Raw genomic sequence first — 18,357 nt, 5'->3', positions numbered from 1 at the left:
GAGGAGGAACGACGAAGCAATCGCGAACTTTGCTTTTCTCCTTGCGATTGCCACGCTTCGCTCGCAATAATAAATCTTAACAGCAATTACTCCTGACTCTGCTTCACCCTAAAACTATAAAACAAATAAAACAGCGCCGGTAAAATAAACAAACTGCCAATTAGCAGGGCTGTGCCTAAACTATCTATGGTATTGGCAGTAGCATGATTGGTTAAAACAGATAAGTTCTTTCCATTTTTACCCATAATAAAGTTAGGGTAGTGCGTATAACCTACCGACAGCAGGATCATACTCACCTGGAAGGCAGCGAAAATACGCGGAAGCTGCTTATAGCCCTTGCTTATGGTTATCCATAGCAATACCAGGGATATTGAGGCCGCAATAACTGCCCAGCGACTAACGGGATTACCGAAGATCCAGTGGGCCATGTGTATATTCAGCGTTTCGGCGGCCATAAAAACCAGTCCACCGCAAAAAAACGCTACAGCGTTAAGTACTTTCGCTTTTTTGATAAAGCGTTTTACATCGTAGTCATCGGTTGCTTCGCCTATGAGGTATATTGCAGCCAGGAAGCCGCAAAGTGCTACTGTAAATAAACCCACCGCTATTGAGAACCAATTGAACCAGCTATATACATAAGCGCTCAGAAAATCTGTCGCCGTAAAATCAATTTGTCGTGATATGGCGCTGCCGGCAATAATGCCCAAAAACAATGGCGTCAAAAAGCTGGAATAAACAAATATGCTGTTGTATAATGCCTGGGTGCGTTCGCCTTTGATAGCATCGTAGCTGCGGAAGGCAAAAGCTGTGCCCCGCGCAATTACACCCATCAGCATAGCCAAAAGGGGGATATGCAGATAGGTGCACATGTTGCTGTAAATATCCGGAAAGCCGACAAACAAAATTACCACCGCAATGATCAGCCACATGTGGTTAGCTTCCCAGATGGGGCCGATAGCATGGTACATGGTGGAGCGGGTGCGGTGTTTGTTGCTGTCTGATGTAAAAAGCTCGATTATACCCGCACCAAAATCGGCACCGCCTAACAAAAAGTAAAGCAGTATAGCGAAGAAAAGAAAGATGATGACTACTGTTAGCATTTTTTGTTAATTGAGTTGGAAGGCTGATTAAATGAGTAGTTGATCGGGAGAGCGATTCTAAAATTCACTAGTTAATCAACCCGATCAACGATTTACTATTCATTGATAATTCACTTATCATATAATTCTGGTACCATTTTAATTTGTCTTTGCAGTAAAAATATAACCGCCAAACTAAGCGTAAAATATATAAAGCTAAACAGATAAAAAGAATACTGTATACCCGGCATAGGCGTCACAGCGTCGGCGGTGCGCATTACGTCTTGTATAATCCAGGGCTGCCGGCCCACTTCAGTTACTGTCCAGCCTGCTTCAAGGGCAATGAATCCCAATGGCGTCGAATAAATAAATAACTTCAGGAACCAGCCCTTAGTGAGCCAATGGCGCTTTTTACAAACTGCTATTAAATATAGAACGCCAATCAGCATCATTATCACACCAAAACCAACCATGATCTGGAAGGCGTAATGAGTGACCGGTACATTGGGCTGGTCTTTAACCGGAATCTGGTCAAGGCCCTTAACTTCCTGCTTAAAATTATCATGCACTAAAAAGCTGAGCAGCCCCGGAATTTCGACAGCATAGTTTACTTTTTTTGCGGCAGTATCCGGAATGCCGCCAATTATCAGCGGAGCGTACTGCTGTGTATGAAAATATGCTTCCATAGCTGCCAGTTTTGCGGGCTGGCGTTTAGCGGCATGTTTGGCAGATATATCGCCGCTTATCGGCTGCAATATTGCGGCAACAGCCGCAAAGGCTATTGCAATTCTGAACGCTTTAGCATGAAACTCTACGTTTTGTTTCCGGTAGATCATTAGTGCGTGAATGCCCGCGACAGCAAATCCGGTTGCAACAAAAGCGGCTATGGTCATGTGTAACGCCTCTGAAAACCAAGCGCCGTTAAACATGGCTTTCATAGGGTTAATGTTGACGTATTGACCGTTAACAAAATCAAAGCCCGAAGGACTGTTCATCCATGAATTGGCCGACACTACCAGGATGCCTGACAATATTCCGCTAACTCCTACCACAATCCCCGTGGCCCAGTGGAACCATTTATTAAAGCGGTTCCAGCCATAAAGAAAGAAGCCCAGCGCAATTGCCTCAATAAAAAAGGCAACACCTTCCAGCGAGAACGGCATGCCAAATATAGGCCCGGCGTGCACCATGAATTTGGGCCAGAGCAGGCCCAACTCAAACGACAGCATCGTGCCCGACACAGCACCGGTTGCAAAGAAAATTGCCACACCCTTGCTCCAGGCTTGGGTCACATTTTTATAAACCGGGTTTTGAGTTTTAAGATATTTGTAATGCGATATCGCCATAAATACCGGCATCACCATGCCGATACATGAGTAGATAATGTGGAAGCCCAGCGATAGGGCCATCTGTGATCTGGCGGCTAAAAAATCGTTCATGTTTTTGCAATAACAAGATATTCAAAGATAGAGGGTTATCATTAACGCATATTAAATTTTGTAAAATATGTGTTATACATATTGAATTTAAATTGATAATAAGTTGATTATGATGGTAGACGGGATGTAATTTTGTTGATTTTGACCTGGTCGAAAAGGGAAGGAAGTTATGGTTCGTCTAACCATTTTGAATATCATACCCTATATTCTATCTTTAACCCTCGCACATTTATCAACAACATGAAAATTAATAAAGTCTTTTTAACGCTGTTATTAGCCGGCGCCGCTTTAGCGGGCCACGCACAAACAGATGGCAACCCCTCAAAATACGATCAGCATAAAGTGTTTACCCCTTTGTTTTACCAGCAAAATGGTAATCAGTACCGTACAGCGGGCGGCGCACCAAGTTCAAAGTACTGGCAAAACCGTGCCGACTATAAAATCAGCATCTCGCTTGATACAATTAAGCACCGTGTAGACGGTTCGGTAAATATTACTTATACCAACAACAGCCCCGATGGCTTGCCATTTTTATGGCTGCAGGTAGATCAAAACATTTACCGCGAGGATTCACGCGCGCAGGCTACCAGTGTGGTAACCGGCGGCCGGTTTACCAATAAAAGCTATACCAATGGCGATGAGATTAAAGGCGTATATATAATAAACAATGGTAAAGCCGAGAAAGCCGATTATATAATTACCGACACCCGCATGCAGATCAGGTTAAAGGATTCGCTGAAGGCTAATGGTAAGAAAATAAATATTAAGATTGATTACGGTTTTGAGGTGCCTGAGTATGGTACCGACCGCATGGGCCGCATCAACACTAAAAACGGCTGGATATATGAAATTGCGCAGTGGTATCCGCGCATGGAAGTTTATGATGACATAAGTGGCTGGAACACTATCCCGTACCTGGGTGCGTCCGAGTTTTACCTGGAGTATGGCGATATTGACTATACCATTACTGCACCGGCAAATTTAGTGGTTACCGGATCGGGAGCATTACTAAATCCAACTGAGGTGTTAACCGTTACTACTCAGAAAAGATTAGCCGAGGCGCGCAATAGCGACAAAACGGTAACTATCCGCAGTGAAGCTGATATCGCAAGTAAAACATCATACCCTAACAAGGCCAGCCTTACCTGGCATTTCTTGTGTAAAAATACCCGCGATGTTGCCTGGGCTGCTTCAAAAGCGTTTGTCTGGGATGCAGCACGTATTAATTTGCCGGACGGAAAAAAAGCTTTGGCACAATCGGTTTACCCAATCGAGGTAAGTGGTCAGGATGCCTGGAGCCGCTCAACCGAGTACGTTAAAAACTGTATCGAACTGTATTCAAAAGAATGGTTTGAGTTTACTTATCCGGTAGCTACCAACGTTGGCGGTATAGTAGGCGGTATGGAGTATCCTGGTATAGTTTTTTGCGACTGGAAATCAAAGGCCGGCGAGCTTTGGGAAGTGACTAACCATGAGTTTGGCCACAACTGGTTCCCGATGATCGTGGGATCGAACGAACGTAAATACGCCTGGATGGATGAAGGTTTTAATACTTTTATTAATAAGGTGGATACCAAAGTGTTTAATAACGGCGAGTATTACCAAAAGCAAGATGCTCAAAGAGAAGCGCCGACGATGTTTACCCCCGGGGCGGATGCGATTATGAATACGCCTGATGTTATACAGAACGACTATTTAGGTAATGCGGCTTACGAGAAGCCCGCATTGGGTTTAACGATTTTGCGCGAACAGATTTTGGGTGAAGAGCGTTTCGATTATGCTTTCAGGACATATATTAAACGCTGGGCCTTTAAACACCCAACCCCGTGGGATTTCTTCCACTCAATGGATAATGCAGCAGGAGAGGACTTGAGCTGGTTCTGGAACGAATGGTTTATGGGCACTATGACGCTTGATCAGTCAGTTAAAGCAATTGATTATGTAGATGGCGATGCATCGAAAGGTTCATTGATCACTATAGAAAACCTTGGCGAAATGGCCCTGCCCGTAACCGCGCTGATTAAAGAAGATAACGGTAAAACCGGAACAGTCAAACTCCCGGCCGAGATATGGGAGCGCGGTGGCACCTGGACGTTTCTCTACAAATCGACCTCAAAAATTACTTTGGTAACACTCGATCCGGATCATGTGCTGCCTGATCTGGACCCGGAGAATAATTCATTAAGCGGGCAGGAGATTGATAAGAATGTTACCGCTGCGTCGGTAATAAAAGCTTACCTGGACGCTATCGGCGGGGCCGATAAGGTTAAATCATTGAAAGATATGACCATCAATTCGGCAGCCACCTTGCAAGGTACCCCGGTGCAGTTGATAACCAAATACAAAGCCACTGATAAATTTGAATATGATCTGACCGCACCGTCATATAATAATTATGTTTTGTTACATGTAAAAGGTTTGGGCGATAGCGTAAGCCTGGTACAACAAAATACACCGGTTAACACACCAAAAGAATATCAGCACTTATTATCAAATCGTTTCGGATTTTTCCCTGAGCTGGATTATGGTAAAGCGGGCTATGTTTTAACTTTGGATAACCGCATGCATGCAATCAATGGTAAAATGGCTTACCAGATTTCAATAACCCATCCTGACGGTAGTAAAATGAAAGCCTATTTTGATAAGCAGACAGGATTGAAATTAAAACAGGTTAATGATACACCGAATGCATCACCAACCGAATTTGACGATTACCGCGATGCAAATGGCATAAAAGTACCATACGATTCTAAAACGTCGATATTGGGTGTCGCGGTTGAATTTAAAGCAAGCAGCGTATCGGTTAATACTGGTTTAAAAGACGAAGAGTTTAAATAGCATTCGCACCTGAATTTAGAAAGGGCCGCATTGTGGCCCTTTTTGTTTTTATAATTCTTAATTTTAAATAATCAATCACCGGTTATGAAAAACACACGTCGCGAATTTTTACAGAAGGTCGGAGTATCGGCAGTCGCTTTACAATTGGCCTCGGTTACAGGCTGGGCGTCAGAAAAACAAACAGCACAAGCTTATGACGGCCCCGTGCTGCGTGTAGCCATTTTAGGGTTGGGTAATTATGCTGCCCGCGTGGCCGATGCCATGCAAGGTTGTACCAAAGCTAAATTGGTAGGATTAATTAGTGGCACACCTGCGAAGATCGAAAAGTGGAGCGCTAAGTATAACATCCCGGCTAAAAACTGTTATAACTACGGCAACTTCGATCAGATCAAATCTAATCCGGATATTGATGCTGTTTATGTGATCACCCCGAATGGCACGCACCATGATTTTATAATCCGCACAGCAAAGGCCGGTAAACACGCCATTTCAGAAAAGCCTATGGCTATCAGCGTTAAACAAGGCGAGGCAATGATAGCGGCTTGTAAACAGGCAGGGGTAAAGTTGCTGGTAGGCTATCGTATGCACTTTGAGCCAAAAACCCTGGAAGTTATCCGCATGCGTAAGGAAGGGGAGTTTGGTAAAATATTATTCTTTCAGGGCTTGTGCGGCTTTAAAATAGGCGACCCGAAGCAATGGCGCTTAAACAAAGAGCTGGCGGGTGGCGGCTCTATGATGGATATAGGTATTTATGCCATTAACGGTGCCCGCTACATGACAGGTGAGGAACCTGTTTGGGTAACGGCCCAGGAAACTAAGACCGACCCGGTAAAATTTAAAGAAGGTGTTGATGAGACCATTCAGTTTCAGTTTGGTTTTCCGAGCGGGGCAACCGCCTCTTGTTTGTCTACTTATAATATGAATGGCCTCGATAAATTTTTCCTGAATGGTGAGCATGGTTATGCAGAAATGCAGCCATCAACCAACTATGGGCCAATAATGGGGCATACCAACCAGGGCGAGCTTACGCAACCTGTCACGGTGCATCAAACTGTACAAATGGATGAGTTTGCCGAGATTATTTTTCACGATAAACAGCCGCCGGTTCCGGTAGATGGCCATGAAGCGGTAAAAGATCTGAAAATTATAAGTGCAATTTATGAAGCAGCAAAAACAGGGAAGAAAGTTTCAATGAGCGTTTGATGTACTAAGTTTTATAACATTTTTTTTGAAGACGCGTTAAATTATATCCACCACCTATAAGTTTATGATATTATTTGCATACGCGGGCAACATGAATATAGAGAAGTTTGCAAGGACGGTTCCCTCTGCTAAAAAAATAGGTGTTGCCAAGCTACCGGGATACAATTTTGTATTTAACAGCACCGGCGATGACGAATCGGCTAAGGCAAATGTGACTAAGGCATTTGAGTTGGATGCAATGGTCTGGGGTTTGTTGATCGAGCTGGATGATGAAGAGCGCTCAAATTTTCATGACCCTATGTGGAGCTCGGCATTAAAACTGGAGACGGTGCGTTGTTTTGATATGGCCGATAATATTTATCATGCCGAAGTTTTTGTGACTCAACCCCACGCTATCACGACGCATTTATTGCCATACGATTGGTATCATGCCAAAATATTAAAACTGGCTACGGACGCAGGTCTTCCTAAAAGCTATATCAACCAGATAAAATTAATGCCCTGCAAGATAGACCCTGACGAAAAGCGCAGGCAGCGGCGATTGAATAATTTATTAAAATAATAAAGCCGCCTCAATTGGACGGCTTTTATTTACGTATATCAGTTAGCTTAGATCAGGTTGCTGTCAGCCAGTACATTGTTCATTGCACGTACCGCATCAGCGCTTTTGTTGAAGCTTGCCTGCTCGTCGGCAGTTAATTTAAAGTCGACGATTTTTTCCCAGCCGTTTTTACCTAAAACAACCGGTACTACCAATGAGATATCTTTCTGACCGTACTCGCCGTCTAACGCAACACCGCATGAGATTAGTTTTTTCTGATCACGAACGATAGATTCAACCATAAAAGCAGTACCTGCACCTGGGGCATACCATGCCGAAGTGCCAATCAGCTTGGTCAGCGTAGCACCACCAACCATGGTATCGGCCACGATCTTGTCTTGTTGCTCTTTGCTCAGGAACTGTGTAACCGGGATGCTGTTCCAGGTAGCATGGTTGATCAATGGGATCATGGTGGTATCACCGTGGCCGCCGATAACCACCGCGTTAAGGTCGGCAGGAGAGCAGCCTAATTCCTGGCTCAGGTAATATTTAAATCTTGCAGAGTCAAGCGCACCACCCATGCCAATAACACGGTTTTTAGGCAAGCCCGATGACTTTAAGGTCAGATAATTCATCGTATCCATTGGGTTTGAAACCACAATGATGATGGTGTTAGGCGAGTGTTTTAAAATGTTCTCGGTAACGCTTTTTACGATACCTGCATTTACACCGATCAGTTCCTCGCGGGTCATACCCGGTTTACGTGGCAAACCTGATGTTATAACCACTACTTCAGAGTCGGCAGTAGCGGCATAATCATTGGTAACACCTTTTATTTTGGTATCAAACTCCAGCAGGGCGGCAGTTTGCATCATATCAATAGCCTTGCCTTCGGCAAACCCTTCGCGGATATCTAACAAGATAAGTTCTTCGGCTAATTCTTTTCTGGCGATGTTATCCGCACAGGTAGCGCCGACAGCTCCGGCACCAACAACAGTAATTTTCATAGTATTATAATTTTAATATGAGACGGGATTTGAAATTGCAGGCAATTTTAACAAAAAATACGATACGACGTGGGCAGAATATTAAAATAGGAGATTTATTCAAGATTTCGGTTGATTTTTGATCGAAATCGGCCTGTTTTTAAAATCAATTAATAAACACAACACCTTCTTTTTTAAAAGCCTAATTTTTTAAAGAAATTGCCAAAATGTGATTATTTGTATTTTTAAAGATGAACTTTTGCTGTTTTTGGTATTGATGAACGATTTTTATGTTACATTTTTCATTTTTTTAAACTTTTTTTGATAAAATTTGTAAAAAAGCGAATTATTAATTTAAATTTGCTCAAACAAAGTAATCGTTGCGATTTAAAATCAATATCTGAATCAAACTTTATAAAATTAATTTAAAACATGGCAATTAAACTCGAGTACATCTGGCTTGACGGATACAAACCAACTCAAAGCCTGCGTAGCAAAACAAAAATCGTTAAAAATTTTAGCGGTAAAGTAGAAGAATTGGATAACTGGAGCTTTGACGGTTCGTCAACTGAGCAAGCACCGGGTGGTTCTTCTGATTGTATCTTAAAACCAGTATTTGCATGTCCTGATCCACAAAGAAAAAACGCATACTTAGTAATGTGTGAAGTACTGGATTCAAAAGGTCAGCCACACGAGTCAAATGGTCGTGCGCATATTGAGGATGATGACAACGATTTCTGGTTTGGTTTCGAGCAAGAATATTTCCTGTGGGACCCAAACACTAATAAACCACTTGGTTTCCCGGCAAACGGTTACCCCGCACCACAAGGCCCTTACTACTGTTCAGTAGGTGCTAACAATGCCTACGGTCGCGAGATTGTTGAAGAACACTTAGACGTATGTTTAGAAGCCGGTTTGAACGTAGAAGGTATCAATGCTGAGGTTGCTGCCGGTCAGTGGGAATTCCAGATATTTGCTAAAGGTGCTAAAGAAGCAGGCGACCAGATTTGGGTTGCTCGTTACTTGTTAGAAAGAATTGGCGAAAAATACGGAGTATCAATTAACTGGCATTGCAAACCGCTTGGTCAATTAGACTGGAACGGTTCAGGTATGCATGCTAACTTCTCAAATACATTATTGCGTACTGCTAACAGCGAGGCTAAATTTAAAGCTGTTTGCGAAGCTTTCCGTCCTGCGGTTGCTGAATGTATTGCTGTTTATGGTGCTGACAACGATCAGCGTTTAACTGGTAAACACGAAACAGCCTCAATCCACGACTTTAGCTATGGTGTATCCGACCGTGGTGCTTCTATCCGTATCCCGCTATACGCTGTTGACCACAACTGGAGCGGTTACCTGGAAGATCGTCGTCCAAACTCTGCCGCAGATCCATACAAAGTAGCTGCAGTGATCATTAAAACTGTAAAAGCAGCTAAAGTTTAATTTTAGCTTAATAGAATAAAAAAAAAGCGATGAGTGAAAACTCATCGCTTTTTTTGTGTGATAACAATTTATATTAATCACGCGCTATATCCTCACAATGACGTATTTATTGGAATTAATTTTTGCTAACTTTAAGTTTTACTTAATTAAAAATCAATAGTTTATGAAAATAGAATCAGTTATCCCAATTCTGTATTCAGACGATGTAAAGCGCAGCATAGCTTATTATACAGATGTACTTGGCTTTGAAGAGCATTGGAGTTGGGATGAGGAGCCGAGTTTTGGCGGCGTAGTAGACGGAAATACGGCTATTTTCTTTTGCAAAGGTAATCAGGGACACAAAGGTACATGGCTGGCTATTAATGTAGATAACGTAGACGAATATTTCGAAACAATAAAGTCTAAAGGAGCGCTAATATTGAGCGAGCCTGATACCAAACCCTGGTTTATGCGTGAAATGCTGGTTAAAGATCCGGACGGCCATATTTTACGCATTGGCCACGGTACAGAATAAATTAACGCCGCCTAAGATATGCAATATAATCACCCGTTGTAATCTCTCTGAGCGTTGCGATAGATCTGTTATATAGGTAAACCCAGCAAGTTAATACTCCCTCATCTGTTTCAATTGGTAAAGCTTCGCGCACAAAAAGGTAGGGTTGCTCTTCGCCTTCGCCGAAACCCTCGTAGGTGTCAAGATTTCTAAGTGCTTGATCAACATTGCGCATGCGATAAACTGTGCCCCAAACATCGTAATTGTCATCACCGTCAATAACAACACCGGGATAACAGCCAACGTCATATAGCTTACCCCTCATTTTCCCTTTGCAACAAAAGGTTGAGTTGCGGGTTAAATAACTGGCAAACTCATTATCAGCGATTAGCAAAGTGCCGTAAACAAACAACAGATCATTTGTCATTTTTAAATTGAGATTTTTGGGTTACGATAGTTATCTTGCTTAAAATTGGAGGCATTTTTACCTGTACCATGAACGAACAACAAATAACAGCATACTTACACGAAAATAATATACAAAAAATAAAATTCGCCTTTGCGGATATTGACGGCGTTTTGCGTGGAAAGCTTATCCATACTAAAAAGTTTCTGGACGGTTTGCAGGGGGGCTACGGTTTTTGTGACGTTGTTTTTGGTTGGGATAGCAGTGATGTTTGTTATGATAATGTACAGGTAACCGGCTGGCACACGGGCTATCCGGATAAATCATGCCGTATTGATCTGTCTACATTTCGTACCATTCCGTGGCAGGATAATATCCCGTTTTTTATTGGCGATTTTAGCGAAGATGGCAATGGCCTGGCAGTTTGCCCGCGCTCATTGCTTAAACGCATCACCAAAGAATGTGAAGACTTAGGTTATCATCCTGAATTTGCGCAGGAGTTTGAGTGGTTCAATTTTAAAGAAACGCCACAAACTTTACAGGATAAGCAATTTATCAATCTGCAGCCGCTCACGCCGGGGATGTTTGGGTATTCAATGCTGCGTCTTTCAGAGAATAATGATTTCTGCAATGACCTGGTCGATCTGCTGAATAAATTTAATGTACCGATAGAGGGTTTCCATACAGAAACCGGGCCGGGCGTATACGAGGCGGCTATTCTGCATTCGCATGTTATAGAGGCTGCCGATAGGGCGGCGTTGTTTAAAACAGCTGTTAAAGAAATTGCTTATAAACATGGTGTTATAGCCAGCTTTATGGCTAAGTGGAACGAAAATCTGCCGGGTTGCGGCGGCCACATTCACCAAAGTCTTTGGAATAAAGATCAGACCGAGAACCTTTTTCACGATAATAAGGACGCGCATAAAATGAGCGAAGTGCATAAACAATACCTGGCTGGCCAGCTACTTTGCCTGCCGCATATTTTGCCTATGTACGCGCCTACTATTAACAGCTATAAACGATTGGTTGAAGGTGCCTGGGCACCGACCACCATCACCTGGGCTATTGAAAACAGAACCACGGCGTTCCGTGTGCTAAATTCATCGAAGGGCTATACCCGTTTGGAAACACGTATACCGGGTGCTGACACTAACCCATACCTGGTAATGGCTGCCGCTTTAGCATCGGGTTTATATGGGATAAAAAATAAGCTCAAATTAGATATGCCGCAAACTATAGGCAATGGCTATCTGAATAAAAACAACGGAACCATACAGCCCAATTTGTACGAAGCAACTGTTGATATGCAAAAATCGACCATAGCTAGAGAAATTTTGGGCGCCGGTTTTGTTGAGCATTTTACCCAAACCCGTTTGTGGGAGTGGCGTCAGTTTGCCAAAAGCGTAACCAACTGGGAACTGAAACGGTATTTTGAAATAATATAAACCAAAATATATACCTTCTTACTAATGTATTTCTATCAAAAGGGCTTAGCCTGTTTGTGGGTTTTGCTTGTGATCTTTAATCAGCAAACCAAAGCCCAAACCACTACCTATACCGACTGGACGGTTTATGGTGGTTCCAAAAGATCCATCCGCTATTCATCACTCAAGCAAATAAACACCGGTAACGTAAAGCGTTTGCAGGTTGCCTGGACCTACCATAGCGGTGACGCCGATGTTAAAAGCTCGTCGCAAATGCAATGTAACCCCATTATTGTCAATGGTGTTTTGTATGGTACCACGCCGCATTTAAGCCTGGTTGCACTCGATGCAGCCACGGGAGAAAAGAAATGGATGTTTAATGCCGAAGAACATTTGCCTAAAAAAGCTAACCTCGGTGTAAATAATAACCGCGGTGTAACGTACTGGCAAAGCGGTAATGATAAACGCATTTTATATTGCGCAGGCTCAAATTTGTATGAGGTTAATGCCCTGACCGGTGAATTGATTACCAGCTTTGGCAATAACGGCGCTGTCGATTTGCATGATAACCTGGAACTGGCTAATAAAAACTGGTATGTTGCCGGTACCACGCCGGGTATAATTTATAAAGACCTGTACATTTTGGGTAGCCGTGTAAATGAGAGCGCTAATGCCGCACCGGGCAGTATCCGCGCATTTGATGTGCGCACCGGCAAACTGCGCTGGATATTTCATACTATACCGCATCCCGGCGAGTATGGTTATAATACGTGGGAGGATAGGAATGCCTGGAAAAATATTGGTGGAGCTAACTCATGGTCGGGTTTTAGTATGGATGAAAAGCGTGGCATTTTGTATGCGCCAACTGGTTCGGCCTCTTTTGACTTTTATGGCGGTAAGCGATTAGGTTCAGGTCTGTTTGCTAATTGTTTATTAGCCTTAGATGCAGCAACCGGTAAACTAAAATGGCATTATCAGGTAATACACCACGATATGTGGGATAAAGATTTGCCTACGGCGCCGGCTTTAGTCACCATTAAAAGAAAAGGAAAATTGATTGATGCCGTTGCGCAGCCTACCAAACATGGTTTTGTATTTGTGCTGGATAGAGTGACCGGTAAACCTTTATACCCGGTTCATGAAACAAAGGTATCGACAGTAAGCGAACTTGACGGCGAAAAGCCCTGGCCGACACAGCCCATACCAGCCTTGCCTAAACCATTTGTCAGGCAGACGTTTACCGATAAAGATATCAATCCCTACCTGTCGGCCGAATCAAAAGCCGATGTGCTGGAGCGTTTGAAAGACTATCGCTACGGTAATATGTTCATCCCGCCGGGTAAAAAGCCATCAGTTATATTTCCGGGATTTGACGGCGGGGCCGAATGGGGTGGGCCGGCCTATGATCCGGTTACCGGCTTGCTGTACATCAACGCCAACGAAATGCCCTGGATATTGACGATGATAGACGCACCTGCACCACCTGACAAAGTAGAATCATTTGCCGATGCAGGCGAACGTCTTTTTTCTAAAAACTGCATGGCCTGTCACGGTCAAAACAGGGAAGGCTCGGGTAACTATCCGTCGCTGATAGGCATCGAAAAAAAATATTCTGCAGATCAGATATTGACTTTATTGGAAACCGGCCGTCGCATGATGCCGTCGTTTAAAGATGTATCGAAACAAGAGCAGGAAGCTATTGTTGCATTCATCACCAACAACGAAACAGCGGGTCAACGCAAATTTACCAGGAAAGCAGTGCTCGACCCATACCTGGATTTGCCTTACCAAATGACCGGCTATAATAAGTTTTTAAGCAAGGAAGGCCTGCCTGCGCTATCGCCGCCGTGGGGTACACTGAATGCTATCAACCTGAATACCGGTAAAATAGCCTGGAAAGTACCTTTAGGTGAAGATGATAGATTTGAGAAGCAGGATGTACCAACCGGTACTGAAAACTACGGTGGCCCGGTGGTGACCGCTGGTGGCCTGATATTTATAGCCGCTACCAAAGACCAGAAGATACGTGCTTTTGATAAACGCAGCGGTAAATTGTTATGGCAGGCTGATCTGCCGGCGGGAGGTTTTGCTACGCCGAGTGTTTATCGGACTAATGGGAAACAGTATGTGGTAATAGCCTGCGGTGGCGGTAAGTTAGGCATGCCATCGGGCGATGCTTATGTGGCTTTTGCGTTACCTTGAATTGAATCAATAGCGAGGGTTTGCTAAAGCCAAACTTTCACTGCACAATTAACAGCGGCTGAAGCCATGGCAATAATTAGATCAACATGTCTGATTCATTGGCACCAATTTATAGGAGGGCTACTAATAATAGCATATTGGCTTAAGCCAAGTTGTCTGCAAACTCTAAAGTAACTCTATCAGCATAAAATAAAAATGTGACGATTGTAATTCATTTGTATCATATCTTTGCCGTCCGTTGAATATATAACCTGATGGACTATTCTCTTATAATTAATAAAGCCTGGGAAGGGTATGATGCTTCAAAACATATTAAGCGTATTGAAGATATCAGTGCAATGGTATCGACGAACCGGGTTTTCAAGATAACTTTCGAGGATGATGATATTATCATAGCTAAACTTTCCCTTTTTGGTAAATACGAGCATTTTAAAGAAGATCATCGTATTATCCATGCGTTGTCAAATAATTTGTTGTATCCATTTGAAAGTTTTTTAGCTAAATCGCTGCTAAAAAATAACCGGGTTTATATTTTCCGCTATAAACATGGTAACGAAGATGCCTGGGTGGTTTTTTACAACCCAACGCGCATTATGGAACGTATGCCGCGCCGTTTGAAAGAAGAACATATCCGTAAATTGGGCCAGCAGGTGGGCAAGTTTCACAAAGCCTGCGGAAGAATAAAAAACGTTTTACCAAAATCATCGAAGACTTTACGTACCGATATCTACTCGCTGCTGCATCAGTTGGAGATCAATGAAGAGGACTTCGGTTCAGCCATGAAGGTTGATTTCCTGAAATATCATTGCGAAACCTTTTTACGTAATCGCTCAAAATATAACATGAGCTCGTTCGAGATCATTCCTGTTTTTATTGATTGGAATATCGGCAATTTCTCGGTCGATCAAAATATGAACCTTTACTCGCGTTGGGATTACGATTGGTTCAGAATGAGCTACCGCTTGCTGGATTTTTATTTTTTGAGCAGGGTGGTATCTGATGTGGGCGATCGTACCGTCTTTAGCTACGGCATCAATACGCTGATGGAAGATCGTTTTATTATGTTTCTTGAAGAATATCACCAGGTGAATCCGCTAACCGCTAACGAAATCAGATTTTTAAAAGAAGCCTACCGGTTTTTTATCCTAAATTATGTCATCAAAGATGGTAAGCACTTTTTCAGCGAGCAATATGCTCAAAAACTGCAGGCCGAAGCTTTTGACCTATATCTGCCATCAGTTGACAGGGACTTTAATCCGGACAAAATAATTAAAGCGCTAAACTTGAAATAATAAACTCTTTTAAATGGAACGAATTGACAATTTTAAGACTATCGTAGACAAATACAATATCATTTTTTTTGATGCGTTTGGGGTGCTTAAAAACTATCATGGGTTGGTTCCGGATATCGAGAGAACTTTCGAGTATTTGAAGGAGCAAAATAAGGAATACTACATTGTTACTAATGACGCTTCGCGCAGCCCCGTGCAATTGGCAAGTTCTTATCACAAAATGGGCCTGCACGCCATTACGCCCGACAGGATCATATCGTCAGGGATGCTAACCAAAGAGTACTTGTACCTCAAAGTTTATGATGGTATAGTTGCTTACCTGGGTACTGAAGACTCGGCCCATTATATTGAGAGCCTGGGCTTGCACCCCATGCCGGTAAGCGAAGTTAACGCCAGCAATATTGATAACGTAAACGCATTGCTGTTTCTGGATGATGAAGGTTTTGATTGGGCCAGGGATTTGAATATTGCGGTTAACTTGCTTCGTAAGCGCACCATTCCTGCAATTGTGGCTAATACTGATGATACCTATCCGGCTACAATAAGCGATGTGTCTATAGCGATAGGTGGCTTGGCTAACATGATCGAATCTATTGTAGGCAAAAGTTTTATCCGGTTTGGTAAACCCGACTCGCAGATGTTTATGTTTGCCTATGATCTTATTCGCGAGTATCGCCCCATCAGCAAAAAAGAAATTGTAATGGTAGGCGATACCTTGCACACCGATATTTTAGGTGGTAATAAATTTGGGTTTGATACAGTGCTGGTTTTGTCGGGTAATACGTTGCCGCAGGACGTTAATACCCGTATTAATTCTACCGGCATAGTGCCTACTTATATCTGCGATACTGCAGTTGTTAAAAACGACATTTAATTGAGTATGGTTTACAATCCTACAGCTATAAAAATCCCTGATGCATCCAGCTATAATCGTAAAATAGGCAGTCAGCAGGTTGAACTATATTACTTGAAAAATGATGCAGGGATGCAGGTTGTAGTAAGCAATTTTGGCGCACATCTGATAGGCGCCTGGCTACCCGACCGGCGCGGTAACCTCACCAGCGTAATTTTAGGTTTTGATAATATTGAAGGATTAGCCCTTCAGAAAAATTATTATGGGTCGACAGTTGGTAGATACGCTAACCGGATTGCTAAGGGTAAGTTTACTTTAGAGGGTAAAAAATACACGTTGCCTGTCAATAATGGCCCTAACAGCCTGCATGGAGGCGTAAATAATTTTAGTTTAAAAATGTGGCAGGCTAAACAGATTGATAGCAAAACCATAGAACTTGAATGTTTCTCCGGGCATCTGGACGAAGGCTACCCCGGCAACCTGAAAGCAAAAGTAACCTACTCGTTAACTGACGACAACGGTATTGTTATTAACTACGAAGCTACTACGGATAAAACCACGGTTGTCAACCTAACCAATCACGCTTATTTTAATTTAAATGGCGAAGGCAATGGTGATATACTTTATCACATTGTACAAATTGTGGCTGATAAATACACGCCTGTGAATAAAACAATGATTCCAACCGGTGAAATAGCATTGGTAAAAGGTACGCCGCTTGATTTTGCGCAGCCCGAACGCATTGGCAAACGTATTAATTCAGATCACCCGCAACTAAAGATAGCTAATGGTTATGACCATAATTATGTGTTGAATCGCCATGGTGTACACTTACCAGTGTCTATAGTAACGGGCGACTTGTCCGGTATTAAATTAGAAGTGTTTACAGACCAGCCCGGTTTGCAGTTTTACACCGGCAATTATATGGCCGGTACCAACACTTTAAGAGGCGGGGTAAAAGATAAGGCCCGCACCGGTTTCGCGCTGGAAACACAACACTTCCCTGATTCGCCAAATAAACCTCAGTTCCCATCGACTGTACTCAGACCCGGCGAAGTGTATAAGACCCAAACTATATACAAGTTATCTGTATAAGCTGTCATCTTTTTAAATCAAATACCGGCTTAAGGTGTTAACTTTATATCTTTCAAAAAAAGATAGTCTTGCTGGTAGATAATCACGGTAGAAAAATTAGTTATATGCGCCTGGCGGTGACCGACAGGTGCAATTTGCGTTGCTTTTATTGTATGCCTGAAGATGGGCTCGACTGGCTGTCGCGCGCTGAACTGATGAATTATGAAGAGATGCTGCGGATGTGCCAATTGATGGTACAGATGGGCATCGAAAAAATACGTATTACGGGTGGCGAACCTTTTATACGTAAGGATATTATGCTATTGCTCAGCAGTATTTCTAAAATAGACGGCTTAAAAGAATTAACCATTACTACTAATGGTGTTTTAACTGCTTTGTATGTGTCACAGCTTAAAGCATTGGGTATCAAGTCGGTTAATTTAAGTTTAGATACCCTGGATGCCGCCCGCTTTTTTGCCATTAGCCGTCGGGATGAATTTGCCGCAGTAATGAATACACTGGACGAACTGCTAAAGCATGACCTCGATGTGAAAATAAATGCTGTGGTAATGGATGGCAAAAACACACAGGATATATTACCGATGGTTGAGTTAACTAAAAACTTACCGGTTAGTGTGCGTTTTATCGAGGAGATGCCTTTTAACGGCGAAAAGCACAATTATGCAGGTTTGCACTGGGATCATCTGCGGATATTGCATGAGATCGAAAATGGTTATCCGGCAATAAAAAAGCTAAGTGACGACTTATATTCTACTGCTTACAACTATCAAATTCCCGGTTACAAAGGAACCGTGGGAATAATTGCTGCTTATTCGCGAACTTTCTGCGGCACCTGCAACCGTATACGTGTAACTCCGCAGGGAACTTTAAAAAATTGTTTGTATGATGATGGCGTGCTTAATATAAAAGACCTCATGCGTGCCGGTGCTAAGGACGAAGAAATTAAACAAGAATTACTTAATGCCTTTAGTCAACGCCCTATTGATGGCCGGGAGGCCGAACGCTTGCGTAAAGAACAGGCCTTAGTTCATGAATCTATGGCGACTATTGGAGGATAAATATT

The 18,357-nt window shown here is 42.8% G+C and carries 15 protein-coding genes; 11 read left to right on the top strand and 4 right to left on the bottom strand.

Going from position 1 to position 18,357, the window contains the following annotated elements; translation table 11 throughout:
• Positions 1–86 precede the first annotated feature (86 nt).
• Both ABD772_RS00440 and ABD772_RS00435 read right to left on the bottom strand, forming a co-directional pair.
• Entirely contained in the window at positions 87–1,100 is a 1,014-nt protein-coding gene (locus tag ABD772_RS00440) for a cytochrome d ubiquinol oxidase subunit II (RefSeq protein WP_345100212.1), read from the bottom strand.
• A 110-nt stretch (positions 1,101–1,210) separates the two neighbouring features.
• Positions 1,211–2,518 carry a cytochrome ubiquinol oxidase subunit I gene (locus tag ABD772_RS00435; RefSeq protein ID WP_345100210.1) on the bottom strand — a complete coding sequence of 436 codons (1,308 nt, stop codon included), beginning with the start codon at positions 2,516–2,518 and terminating at the stop codon, positions 1,211–1,213.
• Positions 2,519–2,758: 240 nt separating this feature from the next.
• Between ABD772_RS00435 and ABD772_RS00430 the strand changes: the two genes are divergently transcribed.
• The 3 genes from ABD772_RS00430 (at position 2,759) to ABD772_RS00420 (ending at position 7,121) form a co-directional block, all read left to right on the top strand.
• Positions 2,759–5,356 carry a M1 family metallopeptidase gene (locus ABD772_RS00430; protein ID WP_345100207.1) on the top strand — a complete coding sequence of 866 codons (2,598 nt, stop codon included), beginning with the start codon at positions 2,759–2,761 and terminating at the stop codon, positions 5,354–5,356.
• A gap of 84 nt (positions 5,357–5,440) precedes the next feature.
• Positions 5,441–6,559, top strand: a complete 1,119-nt coding sequence (locus tag ABD772_RS00425; RefSeq protein WP_345100205.1) for a Gfo/Idh/MocA family protein — start codon at positions 5,441–5,443, stop codon at positions 6,557–6,559.
• Positions 6,560–6,623: 64 nt separating this feature from the next.
• Positions 6,624–7,121 (top strand): gamma-glutamylcyclotransferase family protein, encoded by a 498-nt coding sequence (locus ABD772_RS00420; protein WP_345100203.1) that lies wholly within the window; start codon positions 6,624–6,626, stop codon positions 7,119–7,121.
• A 47-nt stretch (positions 7,122–7,168) separates the two neighbouring features.
• On the opposite strand, the gene mdh is transcribed toward ABD772_RS00420, so the two are convergent.
• A complete protein-coding gene (gene mdh, locus ABD772_RS00415) occupies positions 7,169–8,107 on the bottom strand; it encodes a malate dehydrogenase (protein ID WP_345100201.1) in 939 nt (312 codons plus the stop codon).
• 411 nt (positions 8,108–8,518) lie between these two features.
• Between mdh and ABD772_RS00410 the strand changes: the two genes are divergently transcribed.
• On the top strand, positions 8,519–9,529 hold the full coding sequence (locus ABD772_RS00410; RefSeq protein WP_345100199.1) for a glutamine synthetase beta-grasp domain-containing protein: 1,011 nt from the start codon (positions 8,519–8,521) through the stop codon (positions 9,527–9,529).
• Positions 9,530–9,692: 163 nt separating this feature from the next.
• Positions 9,693–10,043: a VOC family protein gene (locus ABD772_RS00405; RefSeq protein WP_345100197.1), complete on the top strand. Its 351-nt coding sequence runs from the start codon at positions 9,693–9,695 to the stop codon at positions 10,041–10,043.
• 1 nt (position 10,044) lies between these two features.
• Here the strand turns inward: ABD772_RS00405 and ABD772_RS00400 are convergent, their stop codons facing one another.
• On the bottom strand, positions 10,045–10,449 hold the full coding sequence (locus tag ABD772_RS00400) for a gamma-glutamylcyclotransferase family protein (RefSeq protein WP_345100195.1): 405 nt from the start codon (positions 10,447–10,449) through the stop codon (positions 10,045–10,047).
• 68 nt (positions 10,450–10,517) lie between these two features.
• Here ABD772_RS00400 and ABD772_RS00395 point away from each other — a divergent pair, with 68 nt between their 5' ends.
• The 6 genes from ABD772_RS00395 (at position 10,518) to moaA (ending at position 18,352) form a co-directional block, all read left to right on the top strand.
• Positions 10,518–11,873, top strand: a complete 1,356-nt coding sequence (locus tag ABD772_RS00395; protein ID WP_345100193.1) for a glutamine synthetase family protein — start codon at positions 10,518–10,520, stop codon at positions 11,871–11,873.
• 24 nt (positions 11,874–11,897) lie between these two features.
• Positions 11,898–14,054 (top strand): outer membrane protein assembly factor BamB family protein, encoded by a 2,157-nt coding sequence (locus tag ABD772_RS00390; protein ID WP_345100190.1) that lies wholly within the window; start codon positions 11,898–11,900, stop codon positions 14,052–14,054.
• Positions 14,055–14,308: 254 nt separating this feature from the next.
• Positions 14,309–15,346: an aminoglycoside phosphotransferase/kinase family protein gene (locus ABD772_RS00385; RefSeq protein WP_345100188.1), complete on the top strand. Its 1,038-nt coding sequence runs from the start codon at positions 14,309–14,311 to the stop codon at positions 15,344–15,346.
• A 13-nt stretch (positions 15,347–15,359) separates the two neighbouring features.
• A complete protein-coding gene (locus ABD772_RS00380; protein ID WP_345100186.1) occupies positions 15,360–16,220 on the top strand; it encodes an HAD-IIA family hydrolase in 861 nt (286 codons plus the stop codon).
• Between the two features lie 6 nt (positions 16,221–16,226).
• Positions 16,227–17,294, top strand: a complete 1,068-nt coding sequence (locus ABD772_RS00375) for an aldose epimerase family protein (RefSeq protein WP_345100814.1) — start codon at positions 16,227–16,229, stop codon at positions 17,292–17,294.
• 68 nt (positions 17,295–17,362) lie between these two features.
• On the top strand, positions 17,363–18,352 hold the full coding sequence (gene moaA / locus ABD772_RS00370) for a GTP 3',8-cyclase MoaA (RefSeq protein WP_345100184.1): 990 nt from the start codon (positions 17,363–17,365) through the stop codon (positions 18,350–18,352).
• The last annotated feature ends 5 nt before the right edge of the window (positions 18,353–18,357 follow it).

The sequence above is a fragment of the Mucilaginibacter panaciglaebae genome (assembly GCF_039539265.1).
Taxonomy (GTDB): domain Bacteria; phylum Bacteroidota; class Bacteroidia; order Sphingobacteriales; family Sphingobacteriaceae; genus Mucilaginibacter; species Mucilaginibacter panaciglaebae.
The sequence above is the reverse complement of the archived record's forward strand: the minus strand, read 5'-3'. Positions and strand labels throughout refer to the sequence as shown.

What these genes read in the sequence shown, in the direction of transcription:
- ABD772_RS00440 (WP_345100212.1), bottom strand. Translation starts at nt 1,100, where the DNA reads ATGCTAACAGTAGTCATCATCTTTCTTTTCTTCGCTATACTGCTTTAC.
- ABD772_RS00435 (WP_345100210.1), bottom strand. Translation starts at nt 2,518, where the DNA reads ATGAACGATTTTTTAGCCGCCAGATCACAGATGGCCCTATCGCTGGGC.
- ABD772_RS00430 (WP_345100207.1), top strand. Translation starts at nt 2,759, where the DNA reads ATGAAAATTAATAAAGTCTTTTTAACGCTGTTATTAGCCGGCGCCGCT.
- ABD772_RS00425 (WP_345100205.1), top strand. Translation starts at nt 5,441, where the DNA reads ATGAAAAACACACGTCGCGAATTTTTACAGAAGGTCGGAGTATCGGCA.
- ABD772_RS00420 (WP_345100203.1), top strand. Translation starts at nt 6,624, where the DNA reads ATGATATTATTTGCATACGCGGGCAACATGAATATAGAGAAGTTTGCA.
- mdh (WP_345100201.1), bottom strand. Translation starts at nt 8,107, where the DNA reads ATGAAAATTACTGTTGTTGGTGCCGGAGCTGTCGGCGCTACCTGTGCG.
- ABD772_RS00410 (WP_345100199.1), top strand. Translation starts at nt 8,519, where the DNA reads ATGGCAATTAAACTCGAGTACATCTGGCTTGACGGATACAAACCAACT.
- ABD772_RS00405 (WP_345100197.1), top strand. Translation starts at nt 9,693, where the DNA reads ATGAAAATAGAATCAGTTATCCCAATTCTGTATTCAGACGATGTAAAG.
- ABD772_RS00400 (WP_345100195.1), bottom strand. Translation starts at nt 10,449, where the DNA reads ATGACAAATGATCTGTTGTTTGTTTACGGCACTTTGCTAATCGCTGAT.
- ABD772_RS00395 (WP_345100193.1), top strand. Translation starts at nt 10,518, where the DNA reads ATGAACGAACAACAAATAACAGCATACTTACACGAAAATAATATACAA.
- ABD772_RS00390 (WP_345100190.1), top strand. Translation starts at nt 11,898, where the DNA reads ATGTATTTCTATCAAAAGGGCTTAGCCTGTTTGTGGGTTTTGCTTGTG.
- ABD772_RS00385 (WP_345100188.1), top strand. Translation starts at nt 14,309, where the DNA reads ATGGACTATTCTCTTATAATTAATAAAGCCTGGGAAGGGTATGATGCT.
- ABD772_RS00380 (WP_345100186.1), top strand. Translation starts at nt 15,360, where the DNA reads ATGGAACGAATTGACAATTTTAAGACTATCGTAGACAAATACAATATC.
- ABD772_RS00375 (WP_345100814.1), top strand. Translation starts at nt 16,227, where the DNA reads ATGGTTTACAATCCTACAGCTATAAAAATCCCTGATGCATCCAGCTAT.